The organism is Allobosea lathyri (assembly GCF_900108245.1).
Lineage (GTDB): Bacteria > Pseudomonadota > Alphaproteobacteria > Rhizobiales > Beijerinckiaceae > Allobosea > Allobosea lathyri.
In genome coordinates, this window is record NZ_FNUY01000008.1 from 267978 (window position 1) to 292577 (window position 24600).

A 24600-nucleotide genomic window follows, 5' to 3' on the forward strand; every position below is an offset into this window, starting at 1 on the left:
ATTGGGCCGTTGCCGGGCGCTCGCAGCGGCGAGGGCGGCGATGCTAGAACGGGGCATGGCCTGCCCGGAATGGGCAAAGCGGAGCTGTCCCATGTCCAATCCGTCCGATCCCATCATCCTGACAGTGGACGCCGGCGTCGCGCTCCTGAGATTGAACAGACCCGCCGTGCTCAACGCCTTCGACGCGCCGATGGCCGAAGCCTTTCTGGCGCGCATCGAAGACATCGCCGCGCGCGACGATGTCCGCGCCATCCTGATCAAGGGCGAGGGCAGGGGCTTTTGCGCCGGGGGCGATGTCGCGCAGTTCACCGGGGGAGGTGATCCTGAGGCGTCGATCGAGGCGATCATCCAGCCGCTTCATGCGGGCTTGCGTCTCCTCGACAGCCTGAAGCAACCCTCGGTCGCCTGCCTGCACGGCGCGGTGGCAGGCGCAGGTTTCAGCCTGGCGCTCGCCTGCGATCTCGCGATCGCCGCCGAAAACGCCAAGTTCACGCTGGCCTATGCCCGGATCGGTGCGACGCCGGACGGTTCCGGCACCTTTCACCTGCCGCGCCTCGTCGGCATGAGAAAGGCGAAGGAGCTGGCCCTGCTGGCTGAGACGATCGAGGCCGCAGAGGCGCTGCGTCTGGGTCTGGTCAATAGGGTCGTGCCGGCCGACACCGTCGAGGCCGAGGCCGAGGCCATGGCCTTGGCAAGGCGTCTCGCCGCCGGGCCGACGCAGGCCTATGGCCGCATCAAGAGCCTGCTCGCGGCGTCCGGCGGCAACACGCTCGCAGAGCAGCTCGAAGCCGAGCGCCAGGCCTTCCGAGCCTCGACGCACACCGCCGATTTTCGCGAGGGCGTCGCGGCCTTTCTCGAAAAGCGCCCCGCGAGTTTCACCGGGCGGTAAAGCACGCTGCAAGCAGCCAAGCCGCCCTCGCTCCGCTCGCTGAGCCGTGATGGGAAGCGCCAAAATGCCAACCTGAAAACGCCGCAATCGCTACCCATCTCATAAGCCTGCTTATGATATGGAGACGTACGGAATGATGCGACCCCTCAGGCGCGAACTGATGTTCCAGCTGGTCGAGACCGCCCGGCTGTTGCGCACCTATGTCGACCAGCGCGCGCGTCAGCACGGCACGACGCGGGCCCAGTGGGGCGTTCTTTCGCGCCTGCGCCGCGCCGAGGGGCTGAATCAGGCCGCCCTGGCCGAGCAGATGGATCTGCAGCCGATCTCTCTGACCAGGCTGGTCGACCGGCTGGAACAGCAGAAGCTGGTCGAACGTCGCGAGGATGCCGCGGATCGCCGTGTCCGCCTGCTGCATCTGACACCGGAGGGGCGGGAACTGGTCGAGGGGCTCGATACCGTTAGAGGCGAGATCGCGGGCGAGGTCCTGGCGGGCGTCGATGATGCGGCGATCGTGATGGCGCTCGAAACGCTGGGCACCATCCGCGACCGCACGAGACCGCAGCGCGACGAGCGGGCGCAGGCGGCACGTGCCGCCGGCCGCGCGGCCTGATTGAGCGAAGGTAGGCCATGAACCGTTCCAGGATCCTCATCGCCGTCGCCCTCGTCGCAATTGCGGCCGGCGGCGTCTGGTATGTCCAATCGCGCGGCAGCGAAGCGACGCATCCGGCCCGCGCCGGCCGCTCCGATTCCGGCGCTGTCACCGTGACGACGGCCGTTGCGACGCAGGCCGATTTTCCGGTGCGCAAGCGCGCCATCGGCTTCGTCGAGACGCCGACCAGCGTCGTGATCAAGTCGCGGATCGACAGCCAGATCACCGAGCTGCACATCACCGATGGTCAGTTCGTGAAAGCGGGAGACCTTCTGTTCTCGCTGGACGATCGCGACATCAAGGCCCAGATCGCCAAGGATGAAGCGATGATCGCGCGCGATGAGGCGACGCATAAGCGCACGCTGGCCGATCTCGACCGCTACCAGCAGCTGCTCGCCAGGAATGCCGGAACGCAGCAGGCGGTCGACCAGGCTACGGCCGACGAGCGCACGGCGGCCGCCACGATCCTGGCCGACAAGGCGACGCTGGACGCCGACAAGCTCAAGCTCAGCTATACCAAGATCGTCTCGCCGATCGACGGTCGCGTCGGTGCCGTGCAGGTCACGCCCGGCAACCTCGTCAGTGCAAACAGCACGGGCACGGGCATGCTGACGGTCACCCAGATGAAGCCGCTGCGCGTCAGCTTCGCCATGCCGGAGAGCGAACTGCCTGTCCTGCAAGGGGCGCTGGTGGCGAGCAAACCCATTCTAGTGACGGCCAGCGTCGCGAATTCCGGCCGTCCGCCGGAGCAGGGCACGCTCAATTTCGTCGATTCCAGCGTCAACATCACCTCGGGCACGATCGTCGCCAAGGCGGCTTTCGCCAATGACGATCTGAAGCTCTGGCCGGGGCAATATGTCGATGTCGAGATCATCCCGGACACGCTGACAGGGGCGACGATCGTTCCGACGGTCGCCGTCCAGACCGGGCAGAAGGGCCCTTATGTCTATGTCGTCAAGCCTGACTCGACCGTCGATCTGCGCCAGGTCAAGATCGCGCTGAGCGATGGCGGCCAAACGGCGATCAGCGAGGGGGTTGCGCCGGGCGAGCGCGTGGTGACTGACGGCCAGATGCGCCTGAAACCGGGTGCGCGGGTCCAGGACAAGACCGCTGCCACGAACACCGCACCTCCTGTTTCGGAGATCACACCGGTCGCGGAAGGTGGCCGGTCATGAGCATCTCCGCCTTCTGCATCCGTCATCCGGTCGCGACGATCCTGATGTCGCTGTCGCTCGTGCTGGCGGGCTCGTTTGCCTATCGCTTCCTGCCGGTCGCGGCGCTGCCGCGCGCCGAATTCCCGGTCGTGAACGTCTCGGCGCAGCTGCCCGGGGCCTCGCCGGACACGATGGCGACCTCCGTCGCGACGCCGCTGGTCAAGCAGTTCGCGACCATCGCGGGCATCGACTCGATCGCCACGACGAACTCGCAGGGCTCGACCTCGATCGCGATCCAGTTCGTGCTGAACCGCAATATCGACGCAGCCGCGGCCGATGTGCAGGCGGCGATCGCCCGCGCGCAGAAGCAGCTGCCGCTGGAGATGACGACGCAGCCGAGCTACCGCAAGGTGAACCCTGCCGATGCGCCGATCATCCTGATGGCTTTGAAGAGCGATATCGTTCCGCTCTCGCAGCTCGATGCCTTCGCCCAGCAGGTCATCTCGCCCGCGCTCTCGACGGTCGATGGCGTTGCGCAGGTGCTGATCTTCGGCAGCCAGAAATATGCCGTACGCATCCAGATCGACCCGACGGCGCTTGCCGCGCGTGGCATCGGTATCGACGAATTGCAGGCCGCGATCACCGCGACCAATGCCAATACGCCGGTCGGCACCTTGCAGAACAACAGCCAGCAACTGACGATCCAGGCGCGCACGCAGCTCGCCAATGCGGCCCAGTTCGCCAATGTCATCATCACCACCCGCTCGGGCAAGCCGGTGCGCCTGGGCGATGTCGCCAAGGTCATCGATTCCGTCGAGAACACCCAGACCGCCAGCACCTATGACGGCATGCCGGCGGTGGTGCTTGCCGTTCAGCGCCAGCCCGACGCCAACACCGTGGAGGTCGTCGACAAGGTCAAGGCGATGCTGCCGGCCTTCAGCGAGCAGCTTCCCGCCGCCTCCTCGCTGGCGCTGCTGAACGACCGTTCGAGCTCGATCCGCCAGGCTGTCGACGATGTCCAGTTCACGCTGCTCCTGACGATCGTACTGGTCGTGATGGTGATCTTCGTCTTCCTGCGCAGGCTCGCAGCCACCTTCATTCCGGCCGTGGCGGTGCCGATCTCGATCATCGCGACGCTGGCGGCGATGTACGGCTTCGGCTTCTCGATCGACAACATCTCCTTGCTCGGCCTGACGCTTTCGGTCGGTCTCGTCGTAGACGACGCCATCGTCATGCTCGAGAACATCGTCCGGCATATGGAGGAGGACGGGCTCAGCGCCTACGAGGCCTCACTGAAGGGCGCGAGCGAGATCGGCTTCACCATCATCTCGATCTCGCTTTCGCTGGTGGCGGTGTTCATTCCCGTGCTGCTGATGGGCGGCGTCATCGGGCGCATCTTCAACGAGTTCGCGGTGGTGGTGACGGTTGCGATCCTGGCCTCCGCCTTCGTTTCGCTGACGCTGACGCCGATGCTGTGCTCGCGCCTGCTGAGCGGCTATTCGGAGCATCATGAGGAGAACGCGGTCGGGCGTGTGCTGGAGTGCGGATTCTCAGGAATTCTCAATGGTTACGACCGGGCGTTGACCTTCTGCCTGCGCTTTCAGCCGGTCATGCTGATCGCCTTCTTCGCCACGCTCATCGGCAGCGTCTGGTTGCTCCAGAGCGCGCCCAAGGGCTTCTTCCCGCAGGAGGATATCGGCCAGCTCCAGGTCGCCACGGAGGCGCGGCAGGACATCTCCTTCCCCGCGATGCAGGCGCTGCAGAAGCAGGTCGCCGACACATTCCGCAATTCGCCCTATGTCGCCCATGTCGCCTCCACGGTCGGCGCGAGCAACGGCGGGGCGGGCGCGCTGAACGCAGGCCGGCTCTTTGTCGAGCTGAAACCGCTCAAGGACAGGCCGAAGCTCCAGCCGGTGCTGGCGGCATTGCGCCGGGATCTCGCCCAGATTCCAAGCATCAACGCCTATATGACGCCGGTCCAGAACCTCAATATCGGCGCGCGTGCCTCCAAGAGCCAGTACCAGCTCGTGGTCCAGGGGCTCGACCAGGCGCAGATGAACGACTGGTCCATCCGTCTCGCCGATGCGATGGCCCGTGCCGGCTCGACCTTCGCCGACGTCACCTCCGACCTGCAGAACAACGCGCTCGAGGCGACGCTCGTCGTCGATCGCGACAAGGCGAACTCATTGGGCGTTGGGGCCGACATCCTGCGCTCGACGCTTTATTCCGGTTTCGGCGTGCGTCAGGTTTCGACGATCTACGCGACCGGCGACAACTACAATGTCGTCGTGGAATTCAACCCCAAGGGAGGGTGGTCGCCGGAGCGGCTCGACGAGATTTTCGTCAGGGCGAATAACGGCACACTGGTCCCGGTCGGCGCTTTCGCCAAGGTCGAGCGCACGGCGGGGCAGTTGACGGTCAACCAGCTCGGACAGCTGCCGGCCGTGACGATCTCCTACAATCTGCCGGCAGGCGTCGCGCTGGGCGACAGCGTCAACCGTATCGAGGCGCTGAAGGCCGAGATCGGCCTGCCGAAATCGCTCTCGACGACATTGGCCGGCACCGCCAAGACCTTCCAGGACTCGCTCGCCAATCAGGGTCTGCTGATCGCGGGTGCGATCCTGACGATCTATATCGTGCTCGGCATTCTCTATGAGAGCTTCATTCACCCGCTGACGATCCTGACGGGCCTGCCCTCGGCGGCGATCGGTGCGCTCGGCGCGCTCAGGCTGTTCAACCTCGACCTCTCCGTCATCGCCATCATCGGCCTGCTGATGCTGATCGGCATCGTCAAGAAGAACGCGATCATGATGATCGACGTCGCTCTCGTCCTGCGCCGGGAGGGCAAGAGCGCGCAGGAGGCGATCCATCAGGCCTGCGTGATGCGGTTCCGGCCGATCCTGATGACGACGCTGGCCGCTTTGATGGGCACGTTGCCGATTGCGCTCGGCGCCGGCGCGAGCGCCGAGCTGCGCCAGCCGCTCGGCATCGCCGTGGTCGGCGGATTGATGATCTCCCAGGTGTTGACGCTGTTCATCACGCCGGTGCTGTTTCTCTATATGGAGAGGCTGTCGAACGCGTTGTCATCGCTTGCAGGTTCGTTTGGCACCGCCGCCGTCAAGCCCGAGGTCGAGCAGGTCGAGCCGGCAGGCACCAGCCAGCCGCGATAATGCGTCAGCAACCCGAAGAAGGGTAGCGTCAGCTTCACGTCGAAGCGGAAGCGGCCTTCCTCATCGGCATATTCCCGCGCTTCCGATAGCGGCAGCAGGAAGCGCGGCAGGGGCAGGCCGAAACAGCGCGCGGAGGTGACGGGCAATGTCAGGCCGTCATCCCGCGCGGCGAGCCCGAGCGCGAAGGTGATTGGCCCGAATGTCTCATGGAGTCCGCTTTTTGCGCCGACATGGAGCCGGGACGAGAATCGCGTCCCGCCGAAATTCCGTGTCCAGACCTCGGCCTTTCCGCTTGGATCGGCGATCCGTTCGATCGTGACGCTCAGCGGAACGTCGCTCCCCGTGCCCGGTAGCCCGATGATCCAGCGTAGCAGCTTTGCGATCGCGTTCCGGCCCGTCTCGATCTCGGCCCGGCCTTTCCAGACCGGCGCGCCCTGCGTATACCAATCGCCCTTGAGATCGCCCGCTACGGCCTATCGCGTCATTGCGAGCGCAGCGAAGCAATCCAGAAGACGTAGAGCGAGACTTTCTGGATTGCTTCGCTGCGCTCGCAATGACGACAGGCTAGCCTCAACGGACGTTGGTGTTATTCCGCCGGCTTGAGATAGGGCATCCGCACGCCCTGCTCGGTCATCGTGCTGCGATTGGCGCCTTGCCGCTTCTTGATCTCGGCGCGGGCGATGGTGCGCAGATGCACCTCGTCGGGACCGTCGATGAAACGTAGCGCCCGCCCCCAGGAATAGATGAAGGCGAGCGGCGTATCGTTCGAAAGGCCGCCGGCGCCGAAGACCTGGATCGCCCTGTCGGCGATCTTGGTCTGCAGCCGCGTCGCCACGACCTTGATCGCCGAGACCTCGGTGCGCGCAGCCTTGTTGCCGTGCGTGTCCATCATCCAGGCGGCGCGCAGGCAGAGCAGGCGGGCCTGGTCGATCTCCATGCGGCCTTCCGCGATCCAGTCCTGCACATTGGCATAATCGGCGAGGTTGCGGCTGAAGGCCTTCCGCTGGAGGCTGCGTTCGACCATCAGTTCCAATGCGACCTCGCATTGCCCGATCGAGCGCATGCAATGGTGGATGCGGCCCGGCCCCAGCCGCGCCTGTGCCAGCGCGAAGCCAGCGCCTTCCTCGCCAAGGATATTGGTGGCGGGCACGCGGACATTGTCGAAATCGGTCTCGGTATGGCCTTCCGGCGAATGATGGTTCAGCAGCGGCAGGTTGCGCATTACGCTGACGCCCGGCGCATCCATCGGCACGATCACCATGGAATGGCGGGCATGGGGCGAGGCGTCGGGGCGGGTATCGGACAGGCCCATCACGATGCAGAACTTGACGTTGGGGTGCAGCGCCCCGGTCGTCCACCATTTCCGGCCGTTGATGACGTATTCGTCGCCGTCGCGGGTGATCGTGGTCTGCAGATTGGTCGGATCGGAGGAGGCGACGCCGGGCTCGGTGATGCCGACGCAGGAGCGGATTTCGCCATTCATCAGCGGCGCCAGCCAGCGCGCGCGCTGCTCGGGCGTCGCGAACATGTGCAGGATTTCCATGTTGCCGGTGTCGGGCGCGTTGCAGTTGAACACCTCCGACGACCAGAAGATGCGGCCCATGATCTCGGCGAGAGGCGCATATTCGAGATTGGCGAGCCGCGTGCCGGGTTCGTCGGGCTTCAGCGCCGGCAGGAACAGGTTCCACAGTCCTACGGCCCTGGCCTTGGTCTTCAGCCCGTCGATCAGCGCCATCGGATAGCGCCCGGCCTCGACCTCCTCGCGCCATTGCGCATCGGCCGGCTGGACATGAGCGTCCATGAAATCCTGCAATTTAGCGCGCAGATCGTCGACTTTGGCGGAATAGGCGAAATCCATGGCGGTCCTCGTTCAATTCTGGTCGCGGTCTGCTGGAAATACGCCGTCATCACGGACGCAGCGAAGCGGAGATCCGGGATCCATCGTAGAGTTCCTGCGCTCCAGGATGGATCCCGGATCGGCGCGGCTGCGCCGCTTGTCCGGGATGACGCGCGGTTGTTATCAGCTGTATCGAGTCATCAGTCCCTACCGTCGATCACGGCTTCTGCCCGTTCGGCAAAACTCTTTGCCATCTCGCCGACAGCGACCGCGTTCGCCGCCGCCGCATTGCCGGTCCTGGCGCGTGCCGCGATGCCGTCGAGGATGACGGCGAAGCGAAACAGGGAGAAGGCGAGGTGAAAACGTCCCGGTCCGGTCTCACGGCCGGCGGCCGCGCAATAGCGGGCGAGATATTCGGTCTGCGTCGGGATACCCAATGCCTCGCGGTCCAGGCCGACGATTCCGGCATACATCTGCGGCGTCGAATGCCAGGGCAGGCAGGAGAAGGCGACGTCCGAGAGCGGGTGGCCCAGCGTCGAGAGCTCCCAGTCGAGCACCGCGACGACGCGCGGCTCGCTTGGGTGGAACATCAGATTGCCGAGCCGGAAATCGCCATGGACGATGGTGGTCTCTCCCGCTTCGTCGAGATGGGAGCCCAGCCAGTCGATGGCACGGTCGATCTCGGGGATGTCACGCGTCCGGGTCTCGCGCCACTGCCCGCCCCAGCGCTTGAGCTGGCGGGCGTAGTAATTGCCGGGCTTGCCGAAATCGGCGAGCCCCGCCGCCTGCCAGTCGAAGCTGTGAAGGGCGGCAAGCGTCTCGGCCATGGCGAAATACATCGCGCGGCGCTCATGCGGTGCGACGCCTGGCAGCGCGGTATCGTGGAAGACGCGGCCGTCGAGCCGTTCCATCAGATAGAAGGGCGTGCCGACGATGTCGTCCTGCTCATGCAGACGCAGCACGGGCGGCACCGGCACGGCCGAGCCCGCCAGCGCCTTCAGGATGCGGTATTCGCGATCGACCGCATGGGCGGAGGGCAGCAGCGGTCCCGGCGGCTTCTTGCGCAGCACGAGCCGCGTGCCGGCATCGGGATAGGAGACGAAGAAGGTCGGGTTCGACTGGCCGCCGCTGATCCGCTCGAGCGTCATCGTGCCGGCCGCGCGCCCGGGCAGGGCGGAACGCAGGAAGCCGTCGAGGCGGGCGGGATCGAATTCGGGAGCGGTTGAGGCTGGGCCTTCTGACATGGCCGGCATTGTCGTGATGGCGGCGATGAAGGTCAACGCGGGGCCGGGGCTATCACGCCTGCAGCCCATGCGTATTCGCGCACCTCGCGTCAGGCCACGCGCAGATCGGTCAGGAAATGCGCAACGAGGTCGCTGATCATGCCGGCCGATGCCTCGACCTGCACGGCGGCGCTGTCGAGTTCGACCGACATCTTCGTGACGTCGCCGATCGAAAGCCGGGCGGCCTGGGCCGAGAGCAGCCCTTCCTGCGTTCTGGCCGCAGCCCCCTGGGTGTTGCTGGCCATTTCGCCGGTCGCCGCCGACTGTTCGCGCACGGTCGCCGCGATCGAGGCGGCCGATTGCTCCAGCCTTGCGATGGTGCTGCTGATCGAGGTCACGTGGTTGACGCAGGAATCGGTAGCCGACTGCACCTGCGCGATCTGCCTGGCGATCTCTGCGGTGGCGCTGGCGGTCTGATGCGCGAGCGATTTCACCTCTCCCGCAACGACGGCAAAGCCCTTTCCGGCCTCGCCGGCGCGTGCTGCCTCGATCGTGGCGTTCAAAGCGAGAAGATTGGTCTTGTTGGCGATCTCCTGGATCAGGGTCACGATCGAGCCGATGCGGCCGGCGGCCTCGGCAAGAACGCCGATCGACGCCGCGACCTCGCGCGTGTCGAGCACGGCCTGCCCGGTGATCGAGAAGCTTTGCTGGGCTTCCGTGCTGACATGATCGAGCGCGCGCACCAGATCGTTCGTCGCCATCACCGTGCTGGTGATCCGCTGCGTGCAATCGCGCGCGGCATCCTCCGCGATCGTGGCCTCCCGGTCGGCCTGGCCGCTGCGATAGAGGCTGGTCGCGGCATAGTCCCGCAGAGTGGCTGCTGCCGTCTGCAGGCTGTCCGACAATTCAGCGATATTGTTCTGGAAGGATGACGCGGCCAGATGAAGCTCGTTCTCGCGCTGGGTCAGCCCGATGCGGCTTGCCCTTTGATGGCACGAGGTCGCGGCGATGGCATCGCAGAACATCAGGCGGGCGAGAGCCGCACATTCTTCGACCGCCGCCTTGCTGCTGAAGCGGTGGCGCCGCCCGATCTCCTTGAAAAGCGGCTCGATCAGCCGCAAGGCGGTGCCAAGCCGCGTCCGGATGCCCATGGCATCGCCGAACTCGGTCCTCGTCGCCTGGTTCATCGCTGCGATGTAATCGTCGCCGAATTCGGCCTGGAACAGGATCCGGAAGTGCTGTTCTTCCGCCTGGACGATCGGGCCGCGATGCCGCGCGACATGGTTCTTCATGTCGCCGACCGAGCGTTCGAGATGATCGCAATAGGAATGGCAGGCTTCGCCGGTGGAGGCCGCGATCACCGGCAGCAGGGACCGGGCTATCGCGCGGGTGCGTTCATCGACCTTTGAAGCGTGCAGGAGACGCTCCACTCCGGCGCCGGTGAGGGCGACCGGCTTCGCTTCCGTTGAAACGGGCGTCGGATCGTTGGGCAAGGCGTGCTGCAGCCTGAAAATTTGCGCTGACGCGAAGCTCCCATGAAAACCTTAATGAATCCCGGAAGTTGCCCGCTTGAATTTTAGCCGGCACCGCATTTCGCGAAGCGAATTGCGGCGCTTGGATGATTTACCCGGGTGATATTGACTGCGGCATAATACCCGGGTAAAAATACCTCCACGATATGGGGAAGGTCCGATGGACAACGCAGCGAATTTCACAGCCTTTGCGGGCACCCGGCTTCTGGCAGATGGTTCGGCGCTGGAGGTTGCCCTCGCAGCGAAGGCGGCCATGAAGCAGGCCGGACATGTGACGATCCTGATCTTCGACGATCGGACCGGCCGCGAGATCGATTTCGATCTGCGCGGCGACGATACCGAGATCGCGGCGCGGTTGCAGCCGGCTGGCGCCGGATCGGACGAGGCCAGGAAAACCTCCGGCCGCCCCAAGCTCGGGGTGGTATCGCGGGAGGTCACGCTGCTGCCCCGGCATTGGGACTGGCTCACTGACCAGCCCGGAGGAGCCTCCGTCACCTTGCGCAAGCTGGTGGAGACCGCGCGCAAGACGGGAGCCGCAAGCGCCCGTCAGGCGCAGCAGGCAGCAGACCGCTTCATGGCGGCGATGCTGGGCAACCAGCCGGGCTATGAGGAGGCGGCGAGGGCGCTCTATGCGGGCGATCGGCAGCGCTTTCTTGAGCTTAGCGCGCCATGGCCGGCGGATCTGCGAGACCATGCCCGGCGTCTGGCCGGGCCGGCCTTTCCCGATGACGGCGCAGGCGAGACGCCCGCGCCGTAGCGGCTTGGGGCGTCAGGCCGCGTCGAGCCCGTAGAGCGAATGCAGCGTCCGGACCGCAAGCTCGGTATAGGCGGCATCGATCAGCACCGAGAACTTGATCTCGGAGGTCGTGATCGCGCGGATGTTGATGCCCTTTTCCGACAGTGCCCGGAAGGCGCGGGCCGCGACGCCGGCATGGCTCCTCATGCCGACGCCGATGGCGGAGATCTTGACCACATCGGTCGCGCCCTGCAGCGCCTGATAGGCGATCGTATCATGCCGGCTCTCCAGCAGCGTTTTGGCGCGCTCGTAATCGGCCGTCGGCACGGTGAAGGTGATGTCGGTCGTCGCCTGATCGTCCGACACGACCTGGATGATCATGTCGACATTGATGTTGGCATCGGCGAGCGGGCCGAAGATCGCCGCGGCGACGCCGGGCTTGTCGGCAACGCGCCGGAGGGTGATCTGGGCCTCGTCGCGCGAGAAGGCGATGCCCGTGACGATCTGTTGTTCCACGATGTCGTCCTCGTCGCAGATAAGTGTGCCTGGATTGGGGTTGTCTGGGTCGTCGAAGGATGAGCGCACATAGGTCGGCACGCGATGCACCATGGCGATCTCGACCGAGCGGACCTGGAGCACCTTCGAGCCGAGCGAGGCCATCTCCAGCATCTCCTCGAAGGAGACCTTGTCCATGCGCCGTGCCTTCGGCACCACGCGCGGGTCCGTCGTATAGACGCCGTCGACATCGGTGTAGATGTCGCAGCGATCGGCCTTGAGCCCGGCAGCCAGCGCGACCGCGCTGGTGTCCGAGCCGCCGCGCCCGAGCGTGACGATGCGATGCGATTGCGCATGCAGGCCCTGGAAGCCGGAGCAGACCGCAATCTCACGGTTGCGATCATAGCCGGCCAGGATGCCTGCGCCGTCGACGCCCTCGATCCGCGACGAGCCATGCGCCTCCGAGCCGTAGATCGGAATCTGCCAGCCCTGCCAGGAGCGCGCGGGCATGCCGAGTTCCTGCAGCGCCAGCGCCATCAGGCCAGATGTCACCTGCTCGCCCGAGGCGACGACGACATCATACTCCGCATGGTCGTAGAACGGCGCGATTTCCTTGCACCAGCCGACCAGCTCGTTGGTCTTGCCGGACATGGCGGAGACGACGACTGCGATCTCGTTGCCCGCATCGAACTCGCGTTTGACGTGGCGCGCCGAATTGCGGATGCGGTCGATATTAGCGACGGAGGTTCCGCCGAATTTCATCACCAGACGGGCCATGGCGGTCCAAAGGCTCTCAGAATCAAACTTCCCGGTTCGGCCGGGACGAAACGTCGCCCTCGCGCGGGGCGAAAGGCGGGTGTAGATGACGGGCAGCGACAAGACTGTCAATGCGGCGGGCGATCGCGTCGTGAAAACGAGGGACAAGGCCATGGCGGCGACGGCTCAGCGCGCAGGCTCGACAATCGACCCGGCCGAGGTCGCGCGTTTCGACGCGATCGCGAAGACCTGGTGGGACCCCAAGGGGCCCATGGCGGTGCTCCACAAGTTCAATCCGGTGCGGCTGGCCTTCGTGCGAGACCTCGCCTGCGAACGGTTTGCGCGCGATTCGAAGACATTGCGGGCGCTTGAAGGCCTGACCGTGGTCGATATCGGCTGCGGCGGCGGCGTGCTCTGCGAGCCGCTCGCCCGGCTCGGCGCGCAGGTGACCGGCCTCGACCCTGCGCCGACCAATATCGCGGTGGCGCGGGCCCATGCGGAGAAAACGGGGCTTGCCGTCGACTATCGCGAGGAGACGATCGAGGCGCTGGTCGGCGAGGGCGCGCGCTTCGACATCGTGCTCGCGATGGAGGTGGTCGAGCACGTGGCCGATGTCGAGGCCTTCGTGGCGGCCTGTTGCGCGGCGGTGAAGCCTGGTGGCCTGCTCGTCATGGCGACGCTGAACCGCACGCTGAAATCCTACGCCCTGGCCATCGTCGGGGCCGAATATATCCTGCGCTGGCTGCCGCACGGAACCCATGACTGGGAGAAGTTCGTGACGCCCGAGGAACTCGGGGCGGCGATCGAACAGGGCGGTCTCATCCTCGGAGAGAGCAGCGGGGTGGTCTATAATCCACTATCCGACCGCTGGTCGGCCGGCCGCGATATGGACGTCAACTACATGCTGGCGGCGCATCGCGGGGCGTGACACGCCGGGATTGCGTCCTACACCCATCGGCGCATCAGGCCGCAGAAAATCAGCGTGAAGAGGCCCGAGCCGGTGGCGACGAGCGCTGCGGTCGCGGTCGTGCCGGGCCCGACCACCAGTCCAAACCGTCGCGAGATCAATGTGCCGGCTATGGCGCCAAACAGGATCAGCGCTCCGTTGATGGTGATGCCGAAGCCGCCATCGCCAAGCAGGAGATCGGAGATCCAGCCGAACATCATCGTGGCGACGAAGACGATGGCGAGGAATAGGACCAGCGACAGCAGCGGGAAATCGGGCAGGCCGAGCATCAAAAGCAGGTTTCTCATCACTCGGCCCTCACTTGCACGGCCCTCACTTGCGCGGGCCTCACTTGCACGCGAGCTATAGTATCCACCGCGAGTGTTACAGAAATCTGGCATGCGGGTTGATCCGACGAACCGCGATCGCCGCTGGTTTTTTGCGGTGCGGCATAATTCCTTAGATGGATGGCGCGACGCACCATAAGATGCATGATCGTCGCCAAGTCCCTCGGACCGCCATCGGCGGGTCACAGGCCGGGATAAGAGCAGGGAGACGACCATGTCGAAGCCGCAGGCCGCCACACAGCCGCTCAAGGACCTCTACGGTCTCAACGAATTGCCGCCGCTCGGCCATGTGCCGGCAACGATGCACGCCTGGACCATCAGGCGCGAACGCCATGGGCCGCCGCAGGAGAGTTTCCAGATCGAGGTGATCCCGACCTGGGCGATCGGCGAGGAAGAGGTGCTCCTGCTGGTGATGGCCGGTGGCGTCAATTACAACGGCATCTGGGCTGGTCTCGGGCAGCCGATCTCGCCCTTCGACGTGCACAAGGGCTCGCTCCATGTCGCGGGCTCCGACTGTTCGGGCATCGTCTGGGCCGTTGGTTCCAAGGTGAAGCGCTGGAAGGTCGGCGACGAGGTCATCGTCCATTGCAACCAGGACGATGGCGACGACGAGGAGTGCAATGGCGGCGACCCGATGTTCTCGTCCAGTCAGCGCATCTGGGGTTATGAGACGCCCGATGGGTCCTTTGCCCAGTTCTGCCGGGTGCAGTCGCGCCAGCTCATGCTCAAGCCGAAGCATTTGGCCTGGGAGGAGGCCGCCTGCTACACGCTGACGCTGGCGACGGCCTACCGCATGCTGTTCGGCCACGCCCCCCATACCATCAAGCCCGGCGATAATGTGCTGATCTGGGGCGCTTCCGGTGGCCTCGGGGTATTCGGCGTGCAGCTTTGCGCGGCATCGGGCGCCAACGCCATCGGCGTGATCTCCGACGAGACCAAGCGCGATTATGTCTTGGGCCTCGGCGCCAAGGGCGTGATCAACCGCAAGGATTTCAACTGCTGGGGCCAGATGCCCAAGGTCAATTCGCCCGAATACAACGAATGGACCAAGGAGGCCCGCAAGTTCGGCAAGGCGATCTGGGACATTACCGGCAAGAAGGACGTCGATATCGTCTTCGAGCATCCCGGCGAAGCGACCTTCCCGGTCTCCTGCCTCGTCGCCAAGCGCGGCGGCATGATCGTGTTCTGCGCGGGAACCTCTGGGTTCAACATCACCTTTGACGCCCGCTATGTCTGGATGCGGCAAAAGCGCGTGCAGGGCTCGCATTTCGCCCATCTCAAGCAGGCCTCTGCCGCCAACCAATTCGTGCTCGACCGCCGCATCGACCCCTGCATGTCCGAGGTTTTCCCCTGGGACAAGATCCCACTCGCCCATCACAAGATGTGGAAGAACGAGCATGCGCCGGGCAACATGGCGGTGCTGGTCTATGCGCCGCGCACGGGGTTGCGGACCTATGAGGATGTGGCCGAAGCGCTGGCCGGCTGATGGGCGGCGAGCCTGATGCGGAATAACCGGCGCTAAACCGGTCGGCTCGGGAACTTTCGCCTCCCATCTTCGTTCGACCCTCGCTTCCTGCGCGACGCGGGAGGTGCGCTGGCCTTGGCCAGACGGTTTTCGATGCAGTGGGGGACGACGATGGGCATCATCTGGACGATCGTGATTGGATTTCTGGCCGGCGTGGTCGCCAAATTCATCTCGCCGGGTTCGAACGAGCCGTCGGGCTTCATCCTGACGACGATCCTCGGCATCATCGGCGCGGTGGTTGCGACTTATCTGGGCCAGGCTCTCGGCTGGTACACGCCGGGGCAGGGAGCCGGGTTCATTGGCGCCGTCGTCGGCGCGATCGTGGTGCTGACGATCTGGTCGATGTTGAGCCGCAGAAGCGCCTGAGCGCTTGGATCGTAATTGCTGCAATCTGGGAGATTTCCGATGAGCGACAATAACGGGTTTCCGTCGATGACAGCGCTGCTCGGCCTGCTGGCCGTTGCAGGATTTCAAAATCGCGACAAGCTTGCCGAATGGTTCAGTGGCGCACAAAGCGGGCAGGCGCCGGCCGGCGCGCCGACTGGACTGGACAAGGTCGTGGGCGCCGGGACGGCAGCCGGTGCCGGCGGCATCGGCGGCATGCTTGGCGGTGGCCTCCAGGAACTGATCGAGCGCTTCCGCCAGGGCGGGCGTGGCGATGCGGCAGATTCCTGGGTCCGGCAAGGGCCAAACCAGCCGATTTCCGGCACAGATATCGAGCAGGCCATCGGCCCCGCAGTGCTGGCCGATCTGGAGCAGCGGACGGGTCTCTCGCGTGACGAACTCCTGTCGCGCCTGTCCAGGGATCTTCCCGACGCCGTCGATCGCTATACGCCGGATGGGCGCGTAGGGGCCTGACCCGAGGGCGGCAGAACATCAAACGACGCCGCTGCGACTCGTGTTGCAGCGGCGATTTTATTGGAGCTCTGCCGCGCGGCAAGCGGCAGAGTAAGCGGCGCTCACTCCCGTGCCATTCTGCCGGCATCGTCCTGGATGACATGGCCGGCGGGCGTTGGCGGCCTGTCGGCGGGTACGAGAGGGATGTAAAGCATCGGCGCAAAGGCCAGCAATGCTCTCATCTCCGCTCTTCCTCCGTGCCGTTCCCATCATCTTCACGCTGCTCTGGTCGTCGGGCTGGATCGTCGCGGGATATTCTGCGCGCTATGCCGATGCCCTCACATTCCTGGTGGTGCGCTTCGCCTGCGCGGCGGTGCTCATCGCTGCACTTGCCTTCGCGATGGGCGCGCCCTGGCCGAAGGGGCGGCGCGCCATTCTCGATTGCGTCGTCACCGGCGTGTTGTTGCACGCTGCCTATCTCGGCGGTGTCTGGTGGGCTGTGCGCCACGGTTTGCCGGCCGGGATTTCGGGCCTGATCGCTGGATTGCAACCGATCCTGACGGCGCTGTTCGCCCCGTTTCTGCTTGGAGAGCGCATCTCGCTGCTGCGCTGGGCGGGCATCGTCTGCGGCTTCGTCGGGATCGCGCTGGTGCTGGAGCCGAAGATCGTGGGCGTCGAGCCCGACGCGCTCTGGGCCGTGCTCGTGCCGGTCGCGATCAATGTCGCCGCCATGTTCGCCGTGACCTTCGGATCCTTCTATCAGAAGGCGCGCGTCGTCACCGGCGACCTCCGCACCGTCACTGCCGTGCAATACGCTGCAGCCTTCCTGGTCACGCTGCCCTTCGCCTATGCGCTCGAGCCGATGCATATCGAGTGGAACCTGACCATGGTGCTTGTGCTGGCCTGGTCGGTGCTGGCGCTTTCACTAGGCGGTATCGGGCTTTACCTGTTCATGATCCGGCGCGGCGAAGTCTCGCGTATCGCGACCTTCCTCTATCTCGTGCCAGCCACCGTCGCGGTCGAGGCGTGGCTGCTGTTCGGGGAAGCGCTCTCCCCGATACAGATCGCAGGCATGGCCGTGACGATTCTCGGTGTGGCGCTCGCCAGCCGGAAATAGCGGCCGGCCCAGCCCCTCTGCCCCAAAAGGCGGATTTCTAATTTTACGGAACTGCCCCTATGCTGCGTCGCAACAAAGGGAGAAACGATCATGAGCGCAAACGCCGCCCTGAAGACTGAAGCCCGCACCACCGCCATCGAACTGATCGGCGCTGCGCTGCCGGGCTTCGAGACGCTGCTTCAGGACGCGATTGCGAGCGTGCGCCACAAGGTGCTGGCCGACGGCAAGATCTCGACGGCGAAGCTCGAGGCCGAGCAGCACGCGGCGCACGGCCTGTCCTGGCTTGCGACCTATGTCATGGCCCTGCGCGAGCTCAAGGCCTATGGCGAGCGTCTCCAGAGCGAGGATCGCTACGGCGCTGTCGAGGATTATGCCATTCGGATCGGCGCCGGCGAATATGCCGCGCAGATTTTCGGCGGCATCCCGATGTCGCAAAACGAGATCATCCGGCTTGGCGCTCTTGGCCTGCCTGACAAGGTCGTCGCAGCCGCCCGCGGCGATGCCGCCGAGACGCTGATCGCGCAGGGAAACACGCCGGAGAACCGCGCCCGTCTCGTCGCGCTGTTCAGCCAGAACGACGGTGCGGCCAGCGTCGGCGATCCCGGCCTCGACGAGACCCTGGAAGCGATCCGCTCGGAGATGCGCCGCTTCTGCGCGGCCGAGGTCACGCCCCACGCCCATGAGTGGCACCTGAAGAATGATTACATCCCGATGCCGGTCGTCGAGAAGATGGCCGAGCTCGGCGTTTTCGGTCTGACCATCCCCGAAGAGTTCGGCGGCATGGGCCTCTCCAAGGTCTCGATGTGCGTGGTTTCGGAAGAGCTCTCGCGCGGCTATATCGGTGTCGGTTCGCTCGGTACGCGCTCCGAGATCGCGGCCGAGCTCATTCTCTGCGGCGGCACCGACGCGCAGAAGGCGCATTGGCTGCCGAAGCTCGCCTCCGGCGAGGTGCTGCCGACGGCCGTCTTCACCGAGCCCAATACCGGCTCCGACCTCGCATCCTTGCGCACCAAGGCCGTCAAGCAGGGCGAGGGCGTCGATGCGGTCTGGAAGGTTTCCGGCAACAAGACCTGGATCACGCATCCAGTCCGCGCCGACATCATGACGCTGCTCGTCCGCACCGATCCGGATGCCGCCGGCTATCGCGGGCTCTCCATGCTGATCGCCGAGAAGCCGCGCGGCACGGATGCCGATCCGTTCCCCGTCGCTGGCCTTACCGGCGGCGAGATCGAGGTTCTCGGCTATCGCGGCATGAAGGAATACGAACTCGCTTTCGACGGCTTCGAGGTGAAGGGGGAAAACCTGCTCGGCGGTGTCGAGGGACAGGGCTTCAAGCAACTCATGCAGACCTTCGAGGCCGCCCGCATCCAGACGGCGGCGCGCGCGGTCGGCGTGGCGCAATCGGCCTTCGATCTCGGCCTAAAATACGCGCAGGACCGCATCCAGTTCGGCAAGCCGCTGATCGCGTTCCCGCGCGTCGCCGACAAGCTCGCCATGATGGCGGTGGAAATCCTGATCGCGCGCCAGCTGACCTATTTCGCCGCCCGCGAAAAGGATGCCGAGCGCCGCTGCGATCTGGAAGCCGGCATGGCCAAGCTGCTGGGCGCCCGCGTCGCCTGGGCAGCGGCTGACAACGCGCTACAGATCCATGGCGGGAACGGTTTTGCGCTGGAATACCCGATCAGCCGTGTGCTCTGCGACGCCCGCATCCTGAACATCTTCGAAGGCGCGGCGGAAATCCAGGCGCAGGTGATTGCGCGGAGATTGGTGGAGGGGTGAGTAGGTGCGTTTGCGGCTTATCATCTCGGTCGATAGAAGCCGCTGTCTAAATTCTCCAAAGTCATTCCGGCTTCAGCAGCCTGCGGGTACCATTTCGTCGCGGCAATAGCCTCCAATTCTTGACGCGCTTTGTCGTAGTCGACGGCAAGGTTGACATGAGCTGCCATGTATCGAACCTGCAGATTTCCTTGTCCGAATAGGGTTTGCAGAGCTCTTCTTTGGTCCCCATCTCTAGATTTCAATTCGTTTTGTACAGCTACTATCCGCTTGTAGCGCTTATTGTATTCGGAAATTTCTTCCCTCTCTGTCGAGTGATATTGAGCGATACAAAGGGCCTCGAACTCTTGGACGAGCTCGGAGACAGACATTTTGGTGTACTGTGCCGCTGTCATAATTTCAGGACTCCAAATTTCCGCAGGGACAGTTGGCCGATACGAGCGCGCTCTGACCAATCCTTCCCGAGAAGATACTGGCGCGGCGAAAGGCCGCCAAATTCCGGATTCGCTTTCTGGTACCAGGCCGAAATTTCCCGATGCTTGTAGATTGGCACGCTCGCCACGTTGTCCAAACCGTCGATGATCGAGCGCGGATAGCCGTCCCGTTCCGCTTGTGTCTGTTCGACGATATGGTGGCGATGGTAGCCTGGTCGAGCTTCCCGTGCTCCGGCAATCAACTCTTCCATGGTTTTTGGCTCATCTAGATTCGATCGGATCGACGGCAATTCCTTATGGAGCCAAGTCGCCGCTTCGATCGCCGCTAAGGCCACTGCGACCTGAGGAATGCGTCGCGCGCCAAACATGGCGAGCCACTTCGCCACCTCTTTCGCCTTTGCGAGTCGAGAGGCTTTGTCGGCCGGTTCCTGTTTTGGAATATCAGGCGGTTCGATGAGCGGCGGGCCCTCATTGTGCCCGATGCCCGGCTGACGCCCCTGCGCATAGCCCTCGACATAAATCCATTGCCCCGCACCGGGGCCCGGCCCCGGTGCGCGCGGCTGGTCTGGATTGAAGTTGGCCTTTTCGACCAGCGCGCCCAGCCGAGCGAGCGCGGCCATCATCCGATCGCCGGCGCGCTTGCAGGCGAGGGCATTGTAGCGCACCCGAACGGCGCGCCGGTTGATGGCGAGTTGTTGAGATGAAAAGAGGGGCATCCAGCGCTTGGTCTCCGCGGTGGATGCGGAAACTAAGGGCGGAAACCTGGCCGGGGATTAGCGCTCAGGGCTATCCCCGCCGCCGGAGCACAGGGCTATGCGCGAGCCACCTCGTCGAAGACATACGCCGGACTCGCGGCGCTGATGGCCACGATCGCCGGGACCGGCCGGCCCCGAAGCGGTATGCGCGTCGAGCGCGATCGCGACGGTCCGGATTCTCCGCCGCCGAATTCGACATCGACGTCGAGATGGTCGGCGAAGGACAACGCCTCGCTCTGATCGTGCGTGACGAGGATCGCGGTGACGTCGAAGCCGCGTAAAATCCCCATGACGGTGCGCCGCATCGTGTCCCACAACCCGGCGTCGAGGGCCGAGAAGGGCTCGTCCAGCAACATCAGGCGCGGGCGCCCGGCGCTCGCGGGCTCAATTTCTGAGGCGATACTTCGCAAAACCGTCGCCGCCATCGCCGACAGCTTCTGCCTTCAGCCCGTCCGGCACCTTTCCGGCTGCCGCCGGGGAGGTGACGAAGGTCGCGTTCACGCTGGCCGGCAGCGGCGCGATCACCCAATTGTTATCGGCCTTGGGCTCGATCGTCTTCTTCGCGAGGATGTAGCGAACGATCACGTCGCGGTTGAGGTCAGGCGCTTCGAGCACGACCGTCGTCTTCGTGCCCGGAAAATTCCCGCCGCCCGAAGCGCGGTAGTTGTTGGTGACGACGATGAATTCGGCGGCGTCGTCGATCGGCTGGCCGTCGAAGGCGAGATCGACGATGCGGTGCGCATCGGGCGCGATCAGCTTGCCGTCGCCGTCATAACGGGAGGCCTGCGTCACGTCGATCTTGTAGCTGACGCCGTCGATCACGTCGAAATTGAAGGCCGGGAAGCCGGGATTGATCAGGGGTTGCTCGTCGGCTTTCGCCGGGTCGATGCGGTTGAAGACCCCGGCAGAGCGCTCCAGCCACTCGCGCACCTGCGTGCCCGTCACTTTCACGATCTGGACGGTGTTCGGGTAGAGATAGATGTCCGCGACGTTCTTGATCGCGATCGGCCCGGCCGGGATGTCGGTGAAGAAGGCCGGGCCGGCGCGTCCGCCCGATTTGAACGGAGCGGCGGCCGACAGCACCGGCAAGGCCTTGTAGGGCGTCTGCGCCATCAGGCCCTTGGCATAGGCGATCTGGGCCTCGGCGACGATCTGCACGGAAGGGTCGTCGGCAACCAGCGCGAAGAAGCTGTTGATCGGCGATGCGGTCATGCCGACCGGCTCGCGCATGTAGACCAGCGTCGCCTCGTGGTCGACCATCACTGTCGCCAGCACCAATGGCTCGATGGCGGCCTTGGGCACGATCTTGCGGTCGGGCGTACGCTCATAGATCGGCTTGGGCTCGACCTTGAAGTCGGCGACGCGCCAGCGCTCGCCGCGCTTTTCGAGGTCGAGATCGATGATGCCGAGATGGGAGCCCCAGAAGCCCGGCTGGCAGGCCGGCTTGCCATGCAGCGAGCCCTTCACATTGTCGACGCCGTCAATGCCGTCGAAGGCCTTCCCGCCGGGAAAGACGAGGTGCTGATGGCCGGTCAGGATGACATCGATGCCATCGACCTTGGCGAGATGGAGCGCCGCATTCTCCTCCATGCCCTTGCGCTGGCCGCCGGCAATGCCGGAATGGCAGAGCGCGATGACGAGATCCGGCGCGGATTTCAACAGCTCCGGAACATGCCGGTTTGCCGCATCGACGATGTCGGTGGCGACGAGCCTGCCATCGAGATTGGCCTTGTCCCATTGCATGATCTGCGGCGGCACGAAGCCGATGACACCGATCTTGAGGATATGCTGGTTGCCGGCCTCATCCTCGAAGCTCTGCTCGAACAGCCGCCAGGGATCGAGCAGGGCCTGCCCGCCGACGCGCTCGACATTGGCGCAGACCAGCGGAAATTCGGCCTTGGCGAGACCATTGTCGAGGAAATCGAGCCCGTAATTGAACTCGTGATTGCCGAGCGTGCCGCAGGCATAGGGCAGGGCGTTCATGGCGGCGAGCATCGGGTGCGTCTCGCCGGGCCTGAGCCCCTTCTTGTAGGCGATGTAGTCGCCCAGCGATGAGCCCTGCAGGAAGTCGCCATTGTCGAAGAGCAGGCTGTTCTTGGCCTCGGCCTGCGCCGCCTTGATCAGGCTGGCCGTCTTTGCGAGTCCGACGGTGTCGTCGGCAGCGTCTCGGAAATAGTCGTAAGGCACGACATTGACGTGAAGATCGGTCGTTTCCAGCAGGCGCAGCTTCATCTTGCTCGGTGTCTGCGCCGTGGCAAGCGCAGGCAGGGCGACACTGGCGGCGATCGCCACTCCGGCCTTCAGCGTGTCACGGCGGTTGAAGTGCGTTTCGCGTGACATGACTGGCTCCTGATCGTGTTTGCCGCGACGAGAGGCTAGCATTGCGGCGAGGACGTGACACGCGGAAGATAGGGGCTGCAATGATCTTGATCGGCCAGTACGATTCACCCTTCGTCCGGCGCGTCGCCATCGCGCTGCGCCTGTATCGGCTGCCATTCGAGCACCGGCCATGGTCGGTGTTCGGCGATGCCGACAAGGTCCGCGCCCTGAACCCGCTGATGAGGGTGCCGACGCTGGTTCTGGACGACGGCGATGTCCTGGTCGACAGCCCCAGCATGATCGATTTCCTCGACAGTCTCGTGCCGGCCGAGCGCGCCATGTTTCCAAGACACGAGCCGGAGCGGCGCCGGGCTCTGAAGGTCGCAGCGCTCGCCATGGGCCTGGCCGACAAGGCCGTCAGCCTGTTCTACGAGATGAAACTGCATCGCGAGGTGTCGGACGTCTGGGCCGGCAGGTGCCGGACCCAGATAGGCGCCGTTCTCACTGCTCTGGAGGCCGATCGCGCCGCTCGGCCCGGCGCACACTGGTTTGGCGAGGAGATCGGTCACGCGGATATCGCGGTTGCGGTTGCCCTGCGCTTTCTGGGCGAGGCGCACCCGCAACTTGGCTCATCCAGCGATTATCCGGCGCTCTCAAGGCACTCCGCGCGGCTCGAGGCGCTGCCGGTGTTTCAGGAGATCGCGCAGCCCTTCATTCCTCCGGCCTGATCGCCGCCCGCCTGATCGCCGCTTGCCTCAGCGTCGTCAGCCCGCACGACTGACGCCCTCCATGCGCACGCGCCCATCCGCTCCTTCCGTCCAGGCCCGGATGGCGCCGTCCTCCATCCGCCTCGCCTTGACCTTGAAGGGCGCGCCGGCGATCAGCGGGCTGACGCCGCGATAGTCGAGCTTGATCGGCTTTCCGCCCGTCAGGGTCGCGATGATATTGAGCATCAGCGTCGCCTGGATCGGGCCGTGAACGACGAGCCCGGCATAGCCCTCGACCTCGGTCACATAGGGCAGGTCGTAATGGATGCGGTGGCTGTTGAAGGTGATCGCCGAATAGCGGAACAGGAGAACGGGATTCGCCTCGACATCCCAGACCAGGTCGGCGGCCTCGGGCTCATTCGGAATAGCCGGTGTCGGCGTGGGAGTGCCCGGCATGGCAGTGCCCGGCTTGGCTGCCTCGCGATAGACGATGTTGTGGCGCTCGCGCAGTGCGATGCCGCGCTGGGTTACGATCTCATGATCGACCGCAACGAAGCAGAGTGGCCCGGTGCGGCCGTCCTTGTAGGAGATGTCCCCGATGGTCGAGCGCCGGGTCACGACGTCGCCGCTGCGCAGCGGCGCGATGGTTTCGATCGTACCGCCCGCCCACATCCGGCGTGGCAGCGGCACGGGCGGAAGGAACTCGCCCTTGGCGGGATGCCCGTCGGGGCCAATGGCGTTCATCGCCGCGATCGGCGGTGTGAGGCACCAGTGCAAGGCGAGCGGCGCGTCGCCCTTGGCATAGGGCGCAAGGTGTGGCGCGAAGGTCGCCGCGAAGCTCTCGACAAGCCGGGGCGTGACGATGTCGGAGGCTTCTTCCGACTTGCCGATCCAGGTGCGCAAAGCGGTGATATCGAGAGCCACGGCAGATCATCCTGAGAATTCGCCAGCGTGAGTCGGCTGGCGTGGTTTTCGAGAACCGGAGCGGAGCGGACTTTTGTCCGTGAGCACCGGAAGCGCAGAAGGCCGCGTCAGACGGCCTCGCTGGTAGAATTGTCAGTACGACCTCGGCATGCCCAGGACATGCTCGGCGAGATAGGACAGGATCAGGTTGGTCGAGATCGGCGCGACCTGGTAGAGCCGCGTCTCCCTGAACTTGCGCTCGATGTCGTATTCCTCGGCGAAGCCGAAGCCGCCATGGGTCTGGATGCAGGCATTGGCCGCCTCGAACGAGGCATCCGCCGCCAGCATCTTGGCCATGTTGGCCTCCGCGCCGCAGTTCTCGGCCTTCTCGTAGAGTCTCACCGCCTCGCGCACCATCAACTCCGCTGCGCGCATATTGGCGTAGGCCCTGGCGATCGGGAACTGGATGCCCTGGTTCTGGCCGATCGGCCGG

At 64.9% G+C, this 24600-nt stretch carries 23 protein-coding genes and 1 pseudogene; 12 read left to right on the forward strand and 12 right to left on the reverse strand.

Features of this window, described 5'->3' with window-relative positions:
• Positions 1 to 91: 91 nt before the first annotated feature.
• The 4 genes from C4S73_RS19670 (at position 92) to C4S73_RS19685 (ending at position 5862) form a co-directional block, all read left to right on the forward strand.
• A complete protein-coding gene (locus tag C4S73_RS19670) occupies positions 92 to 889 on the forward strand; it encodes an enoyl-CoA hydratase/isomerase family protein (RefSeq protein ID WP_103874224.1) in 798 nt (265 codons plus the stop codon).
• A gap of 133 nt (positions 890 to 1022) precedes the next feature.
• Positions 1023 to 1499 carry a MarR family winged helix-turn-helix transcriptional regulator gene (locus C4S73_RS19675; protein WP_103874225.1) on the forward strand — a complete coding sequence of 159 codons (477 nt, stop codon included), beginning with the start codon at positions 1023 to 1025 and terminating at the stop codon, positions 1497 to 1499.
• Positions 1500 to 1516: 17 nt separating this feature from the next.
• Positions 1517 to 2713: an efflux RND transporter periplasmic adaptor subunit gene (locus C4S73_RS19680; RefSeq protein WP_103874226.1), complete on the forward strand. Its 1197-nt coding sequence runs from the start codon at positions 1517 to 1519 to the stop codon at positions 2711 to 2713.
• On the forward strand, positions 2710 to 5862 hold the full coding sequence (locus C4S73_RS19685; RefSeq protein WP_103874227.1) for an efflux RND transporter permease subunit: 3153 nt from the start codon (positions 2710 to 2712) through the stop codon (positions 5860 to 5862). Before C4S73_RS19680 ends, C4S73_RS19685 begins: the two co-directional genes overlap by 4 nt.
• Here the strand turns inward: C4S73_RS19685 and C4S73_RS29095 are convergent.
• From C4S73_RS29095 to C4S73_RS19710, 4 genes are all read right to left on the reverse strand, one after another.
• Positions 5748 to 6266 (reverse strand): DUF4166 domain-containing protein, encoded by a 519-nt coding sequence (locus C4S73_RS29095; RefSeq protein WP_146071443.1) that lies wholly within the window; start codon positions 6264 to 6266, stop codon positions 5748 to 5750. The genes C4S73_RS19685 and C4S73_RS29095 overlap by 115 nt on opposite strands.
• A gap of 182 nt (positions 6267 to 6448) precedes the next feature.
• Positions 6449 to 7720: an acyl-CoA dehydrogenase family protein gene (locus tag C4S73_RS19700; protein WP_103874230.1), complete on the reverse strand. Its 1272-nt coding sequence runs from the start codon at positions 7718 to 7720 to the stop codon at positions 6449 to 6451.
• Positions 7721 to 7899: 179 nt separating this feature from the next.
• Complete coding sequence (locus tag C4S73_RS19705; protein WP_244595683.1) at positions 7900 to 8943, reverse strand: phosphotransferase family protein; 1044 nt, start codon at positions 8941 to 8943, stop codon at positions 7900 to 7902.
• A gap of 89 nt (positions 8944 to 9032) precedes the next feature.
• A complete protein-coding gene (locus C4S73_RS19710; RefSeq protein WP_103874231.1) occupies positions 9033 to 10415 on the reverse strand; it encodes a methyl-accepting chemotaxis protein in 1383 nt (460 codons plus the stop codon).
• A gap of 199 nt (positions 10416 to 10614) precedes the next feature.
• Between C4S73_RS19710 and C4S73_RS19715 the strand changes: the two genes are divergently transcribed.
• Positions 10615 to 11211 (forward strand): DUF2239 family protein, encoded by a 597-nt coding sequence (locus tag C4S73_RS19715; protein WP_103874232.1) that lies wholly within the window; start codon positions 10615 to 10617, stop codon positions 11209 to 11211.
• 12 nt (positions 11212 to 11223) lie between these two features.
• Here the strand turns inward: C4S73_RS19715 and C4S73_RS19720 are convergent, their stop codons facing one another.
• Entirely contained in the window at positions 11224 to 12462 is a 1239-nt protein-coding gene (locus C4S73_RS19720; RefSeq protein WP_103874233.1) for an aspartate kinase, read from the reverse strand.
• A gap of 151 nt (positions 12463 to 12613) precedes the next feature.
• Between C4S73_RS19720 and ubiG the strand changes: the two genes are divergently transcribed.
• Positions 12614 to 13369 (forward strand): bifunctional 2-polyprenyl-6-hydroxyphenol methylase/3-demethylubiquinol 3-O-methyltransferase UbiG, encoded by a 756-nt coding sequence (ubiG, locus tag C4S73_RS19725; RefSeq protein WP_103874265.1) that lies wholly within the window; start codon positions 12614 to 12616, stop codon positions 13367 to 13369.
• Positions 13370 to 13386: 17 nt separating this feature from the next.
• Here the strand turns inward: ubiG and C4S73_RS19730 are convergent, their stop codons facing one another.
• Positions 13387 to 13695: a hypothetical protein gene (locus tag C4S73_RS19730; RefSeq protein ID WP_146071440.1), complete on the reverse strand. Its 309-nt coding sequence runs from the start codon at positions 13693 to 13695 to the stop codon at positions 13387 to 13389.
• Between the two features lie 253 nt (positions 13696 to 13948).
• On the opposite strand from C4S73_RS19730, the gene ccrA reads away from it, so the two are divergent.
• The 5 genes from ccrA to C4S73_RS19755 all read left to right on the forward strand — a co-directional run bounded on the left by ccrA (position 13949) and on the right by C4S73_RS19755 (position 18992).
• Positions 13949 to 15220 carry a crotonyl-CoA carboxylase/reductase gene (ccrA, locus tag C4S73_RS19735; protein ID WP_103874235.1) on the forward strand — a complete coding sequence of 424 codons (1272 nt, stop codon included), beginning with the start codon at positions 13949 to 13951 and terminating at the stop codon, positions 15218 to 15220.
• Positions 15221 to 15370: 150 nt separating this feature from the next.
• Positions 15371 to 15625, forward strand: coding sequence for a GlsB/YeaQ/YmgE family stress response membrane protein (locus C4S73_RS19740; RefSeq protein WP_103874236.1), 255 nt, complete (start codon positions 15371 to 15373; stop codon positions 15623 to 15625).
• A 39-nt stretch (positions 15626 to 15664) separates the two neighbouring features.
• A complete protein-coding gene (locus tag C4S73_RS19745; RefSeq protein WP_103874237.1) occupies positions 15665 to 16117 on the forward strand; it encodes a YidB family protein in 453 nt (150 codons plus the stop codon).
• A gap of 211 nt (positions 16118 to 16328) precedes the next feature.
• The gene (locus C4S73_RS19750) at positions 16329 to 17213 is read left to right on the forward strand and encodes a DMT family transporter (protein WP_103874238.1); all 885 of its coding nucleotides are present in this window, start codon (positions 16329 to 16331) and stop codon (positions 17211 to 17213) included.
• Positions 17214 to 17303: 90 nt separating this feature from the next.
• On the forward strand, positions 17304 to 18992 hold the full coding sequence (locus tag C4S73_RS19755) for an acyl-CoA dehydrogenase family protein (RefSeq protein WP_103874239.1): 1689 nt from the start codon (positions 17304 to 17306) through the stop codon (positions 18990 to 18992).
• 20 nt (positions 18993 to 19012) lie between these two features.
• On the opposite strand, the gene C4S73_RS19760 is transcribed toward C4S73_RS19755, so the two are convergent.
• The 4 genes and pseudogenes from C4S73_RS19760 to C4S73_RS19775 all read right to left on the reverse strand — a co-directional run bounded on the left by C4S73_RS19760 (position 19013) and on the right by C4S73_RS19775 (position 22518).
• Positions 19013 to 19384 (reverse strand): DUF2019 domain-containing protein, encoded by a 372-nt coding sequence (locus C4S73_RS19760; RefSeq protein WP_103874240.1) that lies wholly within the window; start codon positions 19382 to 19384, stop codon positions 19013 to 19015.
• Positions 19381 to 20139: a hypothetical protein gene (locus C4S73_RS19765; RefSeq protein WP_146071441.1), complete on the reverse strand. Its 759-nt coding sequence runs from the start codon at positions 20137 to 20139 to the stop codon at positions 19381 to 19383. The genes C4S73_RS19760 and C4S73_RS19765 overlap by 4 nt, the downstream gene beginning before the upstream one ends.
• Positions 20140 to 20378: 239 nt before the next feature.
• A pseudogene (locus tag C4S73_RS28715) lies at positions 20379 to 20546 on the reverse strand (ABC transporter ATP-binding protein); the annotation flags it as partial.
• Between the two features lie 16 nt (positions 20547 to 20562).
• A complete protein-coding gene (locus tag C4S73_RS19775; protein WP_103874242.1) occupies positions 20563 to 22518 on the reverse strand; it encodes a bifunctional 2',3'-cyclic-nucleotide 2'-phosphodiesterase/3'-nucleotidase in 1956 nt (651 codons plus the stop codon).
• Positions 22519 to 22598: 80 nt separating this feature from the next.
• On the opposite strand from C4S73_RS19775, the gene C4S73_RS19780 reads away from it, so the two are divergent.
• Positions 22599 to 23225 carry a glutathione S-transferase family protein gene (locus C4S73_RS19780; protein WP_103874243.1) on the forward strand — a complete coding sequence of 209 codons (627 nt, stop codon included), beginning with the start codon at positions 22599 to 22601 and terminating at the stop codon, positions 23223 to 23225.
• A gap of 36 nt (positions 23226 to 23261) precedes the next feature.
• Here C4S73_RS19780 and C4S73_RS19785 read toward each other — a convergent pair whose 3' ends face one another.
• Positions 23262 to 24128: an HTD2 family dehydratase gene (locus C4S73_RS19785; RefSeq protein ID WP_244595684.1), complete on the reverse strand. Its 867-nt coding sequence runs from the start codon at positions 24126 to 24128 to the stop codon at positions 23262 to 23264.
• A 132-nt stretch (positions 24129 to 24260) separates the two neighbouring features.
• Positions 24261 to 24600 (reverse strand): acyl-CoA dehydrogenase family protein (locus tag C4S73_RS19790; RefSeq protein ID WP_146071442.1); only part of this gene is annotated, 340 nt, incomplete at its 5' end.

Coding starts and splice junctions, on each gene's coding strand:
- C4S73_RS19705 (WP_244595683.1), bottom strand. CDS start 8,943: ATGTCAGAAGGCCCAGCCTCAACCGCTCCCGAATTCGATCCCGCCCGC.
- C4S73_RS19745 (WP_103874237.1), top strand. CDS start 15,665: ATGAGCGACAATAACGGGTTTCCGTCGATGACAGCGCTGCTCGGCCTG.
- C4S73_RS19730 (WP_146071440.1), bottom strand. CDS start 13,695: ATGAGAAACCTGCTTTTGATGCTCGGCCTGCCCGATTTCCCGCTGCTG.
- C4S73_RS19680 (WP_103874226.1), top strand. CDS start 1,517: ATGAACCGTTCCAGGATCCTCATCGCCGTCGCCCTCGTCGCAATTGCG.
- C4S73_RS19720 (WP_103874233.1), bottom strand. CDS start 12,462: ATGGCCCGTCTGGTGATGAAATTCGGCGGAACCTCCGTCGCTAATATC.
- ubiG (WP_103874265.1), top strand. CDS start 12,614: ATGGCGGCGACGGCTCAGCGCGCAGGCTCGACAATCGACCCGGCCGAG.
- C4S73_RS19685 (WP_103874227.1), top strand. CDS start 2,710: ATGAGCATCTCCGCCTTCTGCATCCGTCATCCGGTCGCGACGATCCTG.
- C4S73_RS19765 (WP_146071441.1), bottom strand. CDS start 20,139: ATGCCCCTCTTTTCATCTCAACAACTCGCCATCAACCGGCGCGCCGTT.
- C4S73_RS19700 (WP_103874230.1), bottom strand. CDS start 7,720: ATGGATTTCGCCTATTCCGCCAAAGTCGACGATCTGCGCGCTAAATTG.
- C4S73_RS19670 (WP_103874224.1), top strand. CDS start 92: ATGTCCAATCCGTCCGATCCCATCATCCTGACAGTGGACGCCGGCGTC.
- C4S73_RS19755 (WP_103874239.1), top strand. CDS start 17,304: ATGAGCGCAAACGCCGCCCTGAAGACTGAAGCCCGCACCACCGCCATC.
- C4S73_RS19740 (WP_103874236.1), top strand. CDS start 15,371: ATGGGCATCATCTGGACGATCGTGATTGGATTTCTGGCCGGCGTGGTC.
- C4S73_RS19675 (WP_103874225.1), top strand. CDS start 1,023: ATGATGCGACCCCTCAGGCGCGAACTGATGTTCCAGCTGGTCGAGACC.
- C4S73_RS19760 (WP_103874240.1), bottom strand. CDS start 19,384: ATGACAGCGGCACAGTACACCAAAATGTCTGTCTCCGAGCTCGTCCAA.
- C4S73_RS19715 (WP_103874232.1), top strand. CDS start 10,615: ATGGACAACGCAGCGAATTTCACAGCCTTTGCGGGCACCCGGCTTCTG.
- C4S73_RS19775 (WP_103874242.1), bottom strand. CDS start 22,518: ATGTCACGCGAAACGCACTTCAACCGCCGTGACACGCTGAAGGCCGGA.
- C4S73_RS19750 (WP_103874238.1), top strand. CDS start 16,329: ATGCTCTCATCTCCGCTCTTCCTCCGTGCCGTTCCCATCATCTTCACG.
- C4S73_RS19780 (WP_103874243.1), top strand. CDS start 22,599: ATGATCTTGATCGGCCAGTACGATTCACCCTTCGTCCGGCGCGTCGCC.
- ccrA (WP_103874235.1), top strand. CDS start 13,949: ATGTCGAAGCCGCAGGCCGCCACACAGCCGCTCAAGGACCTCTACGGT.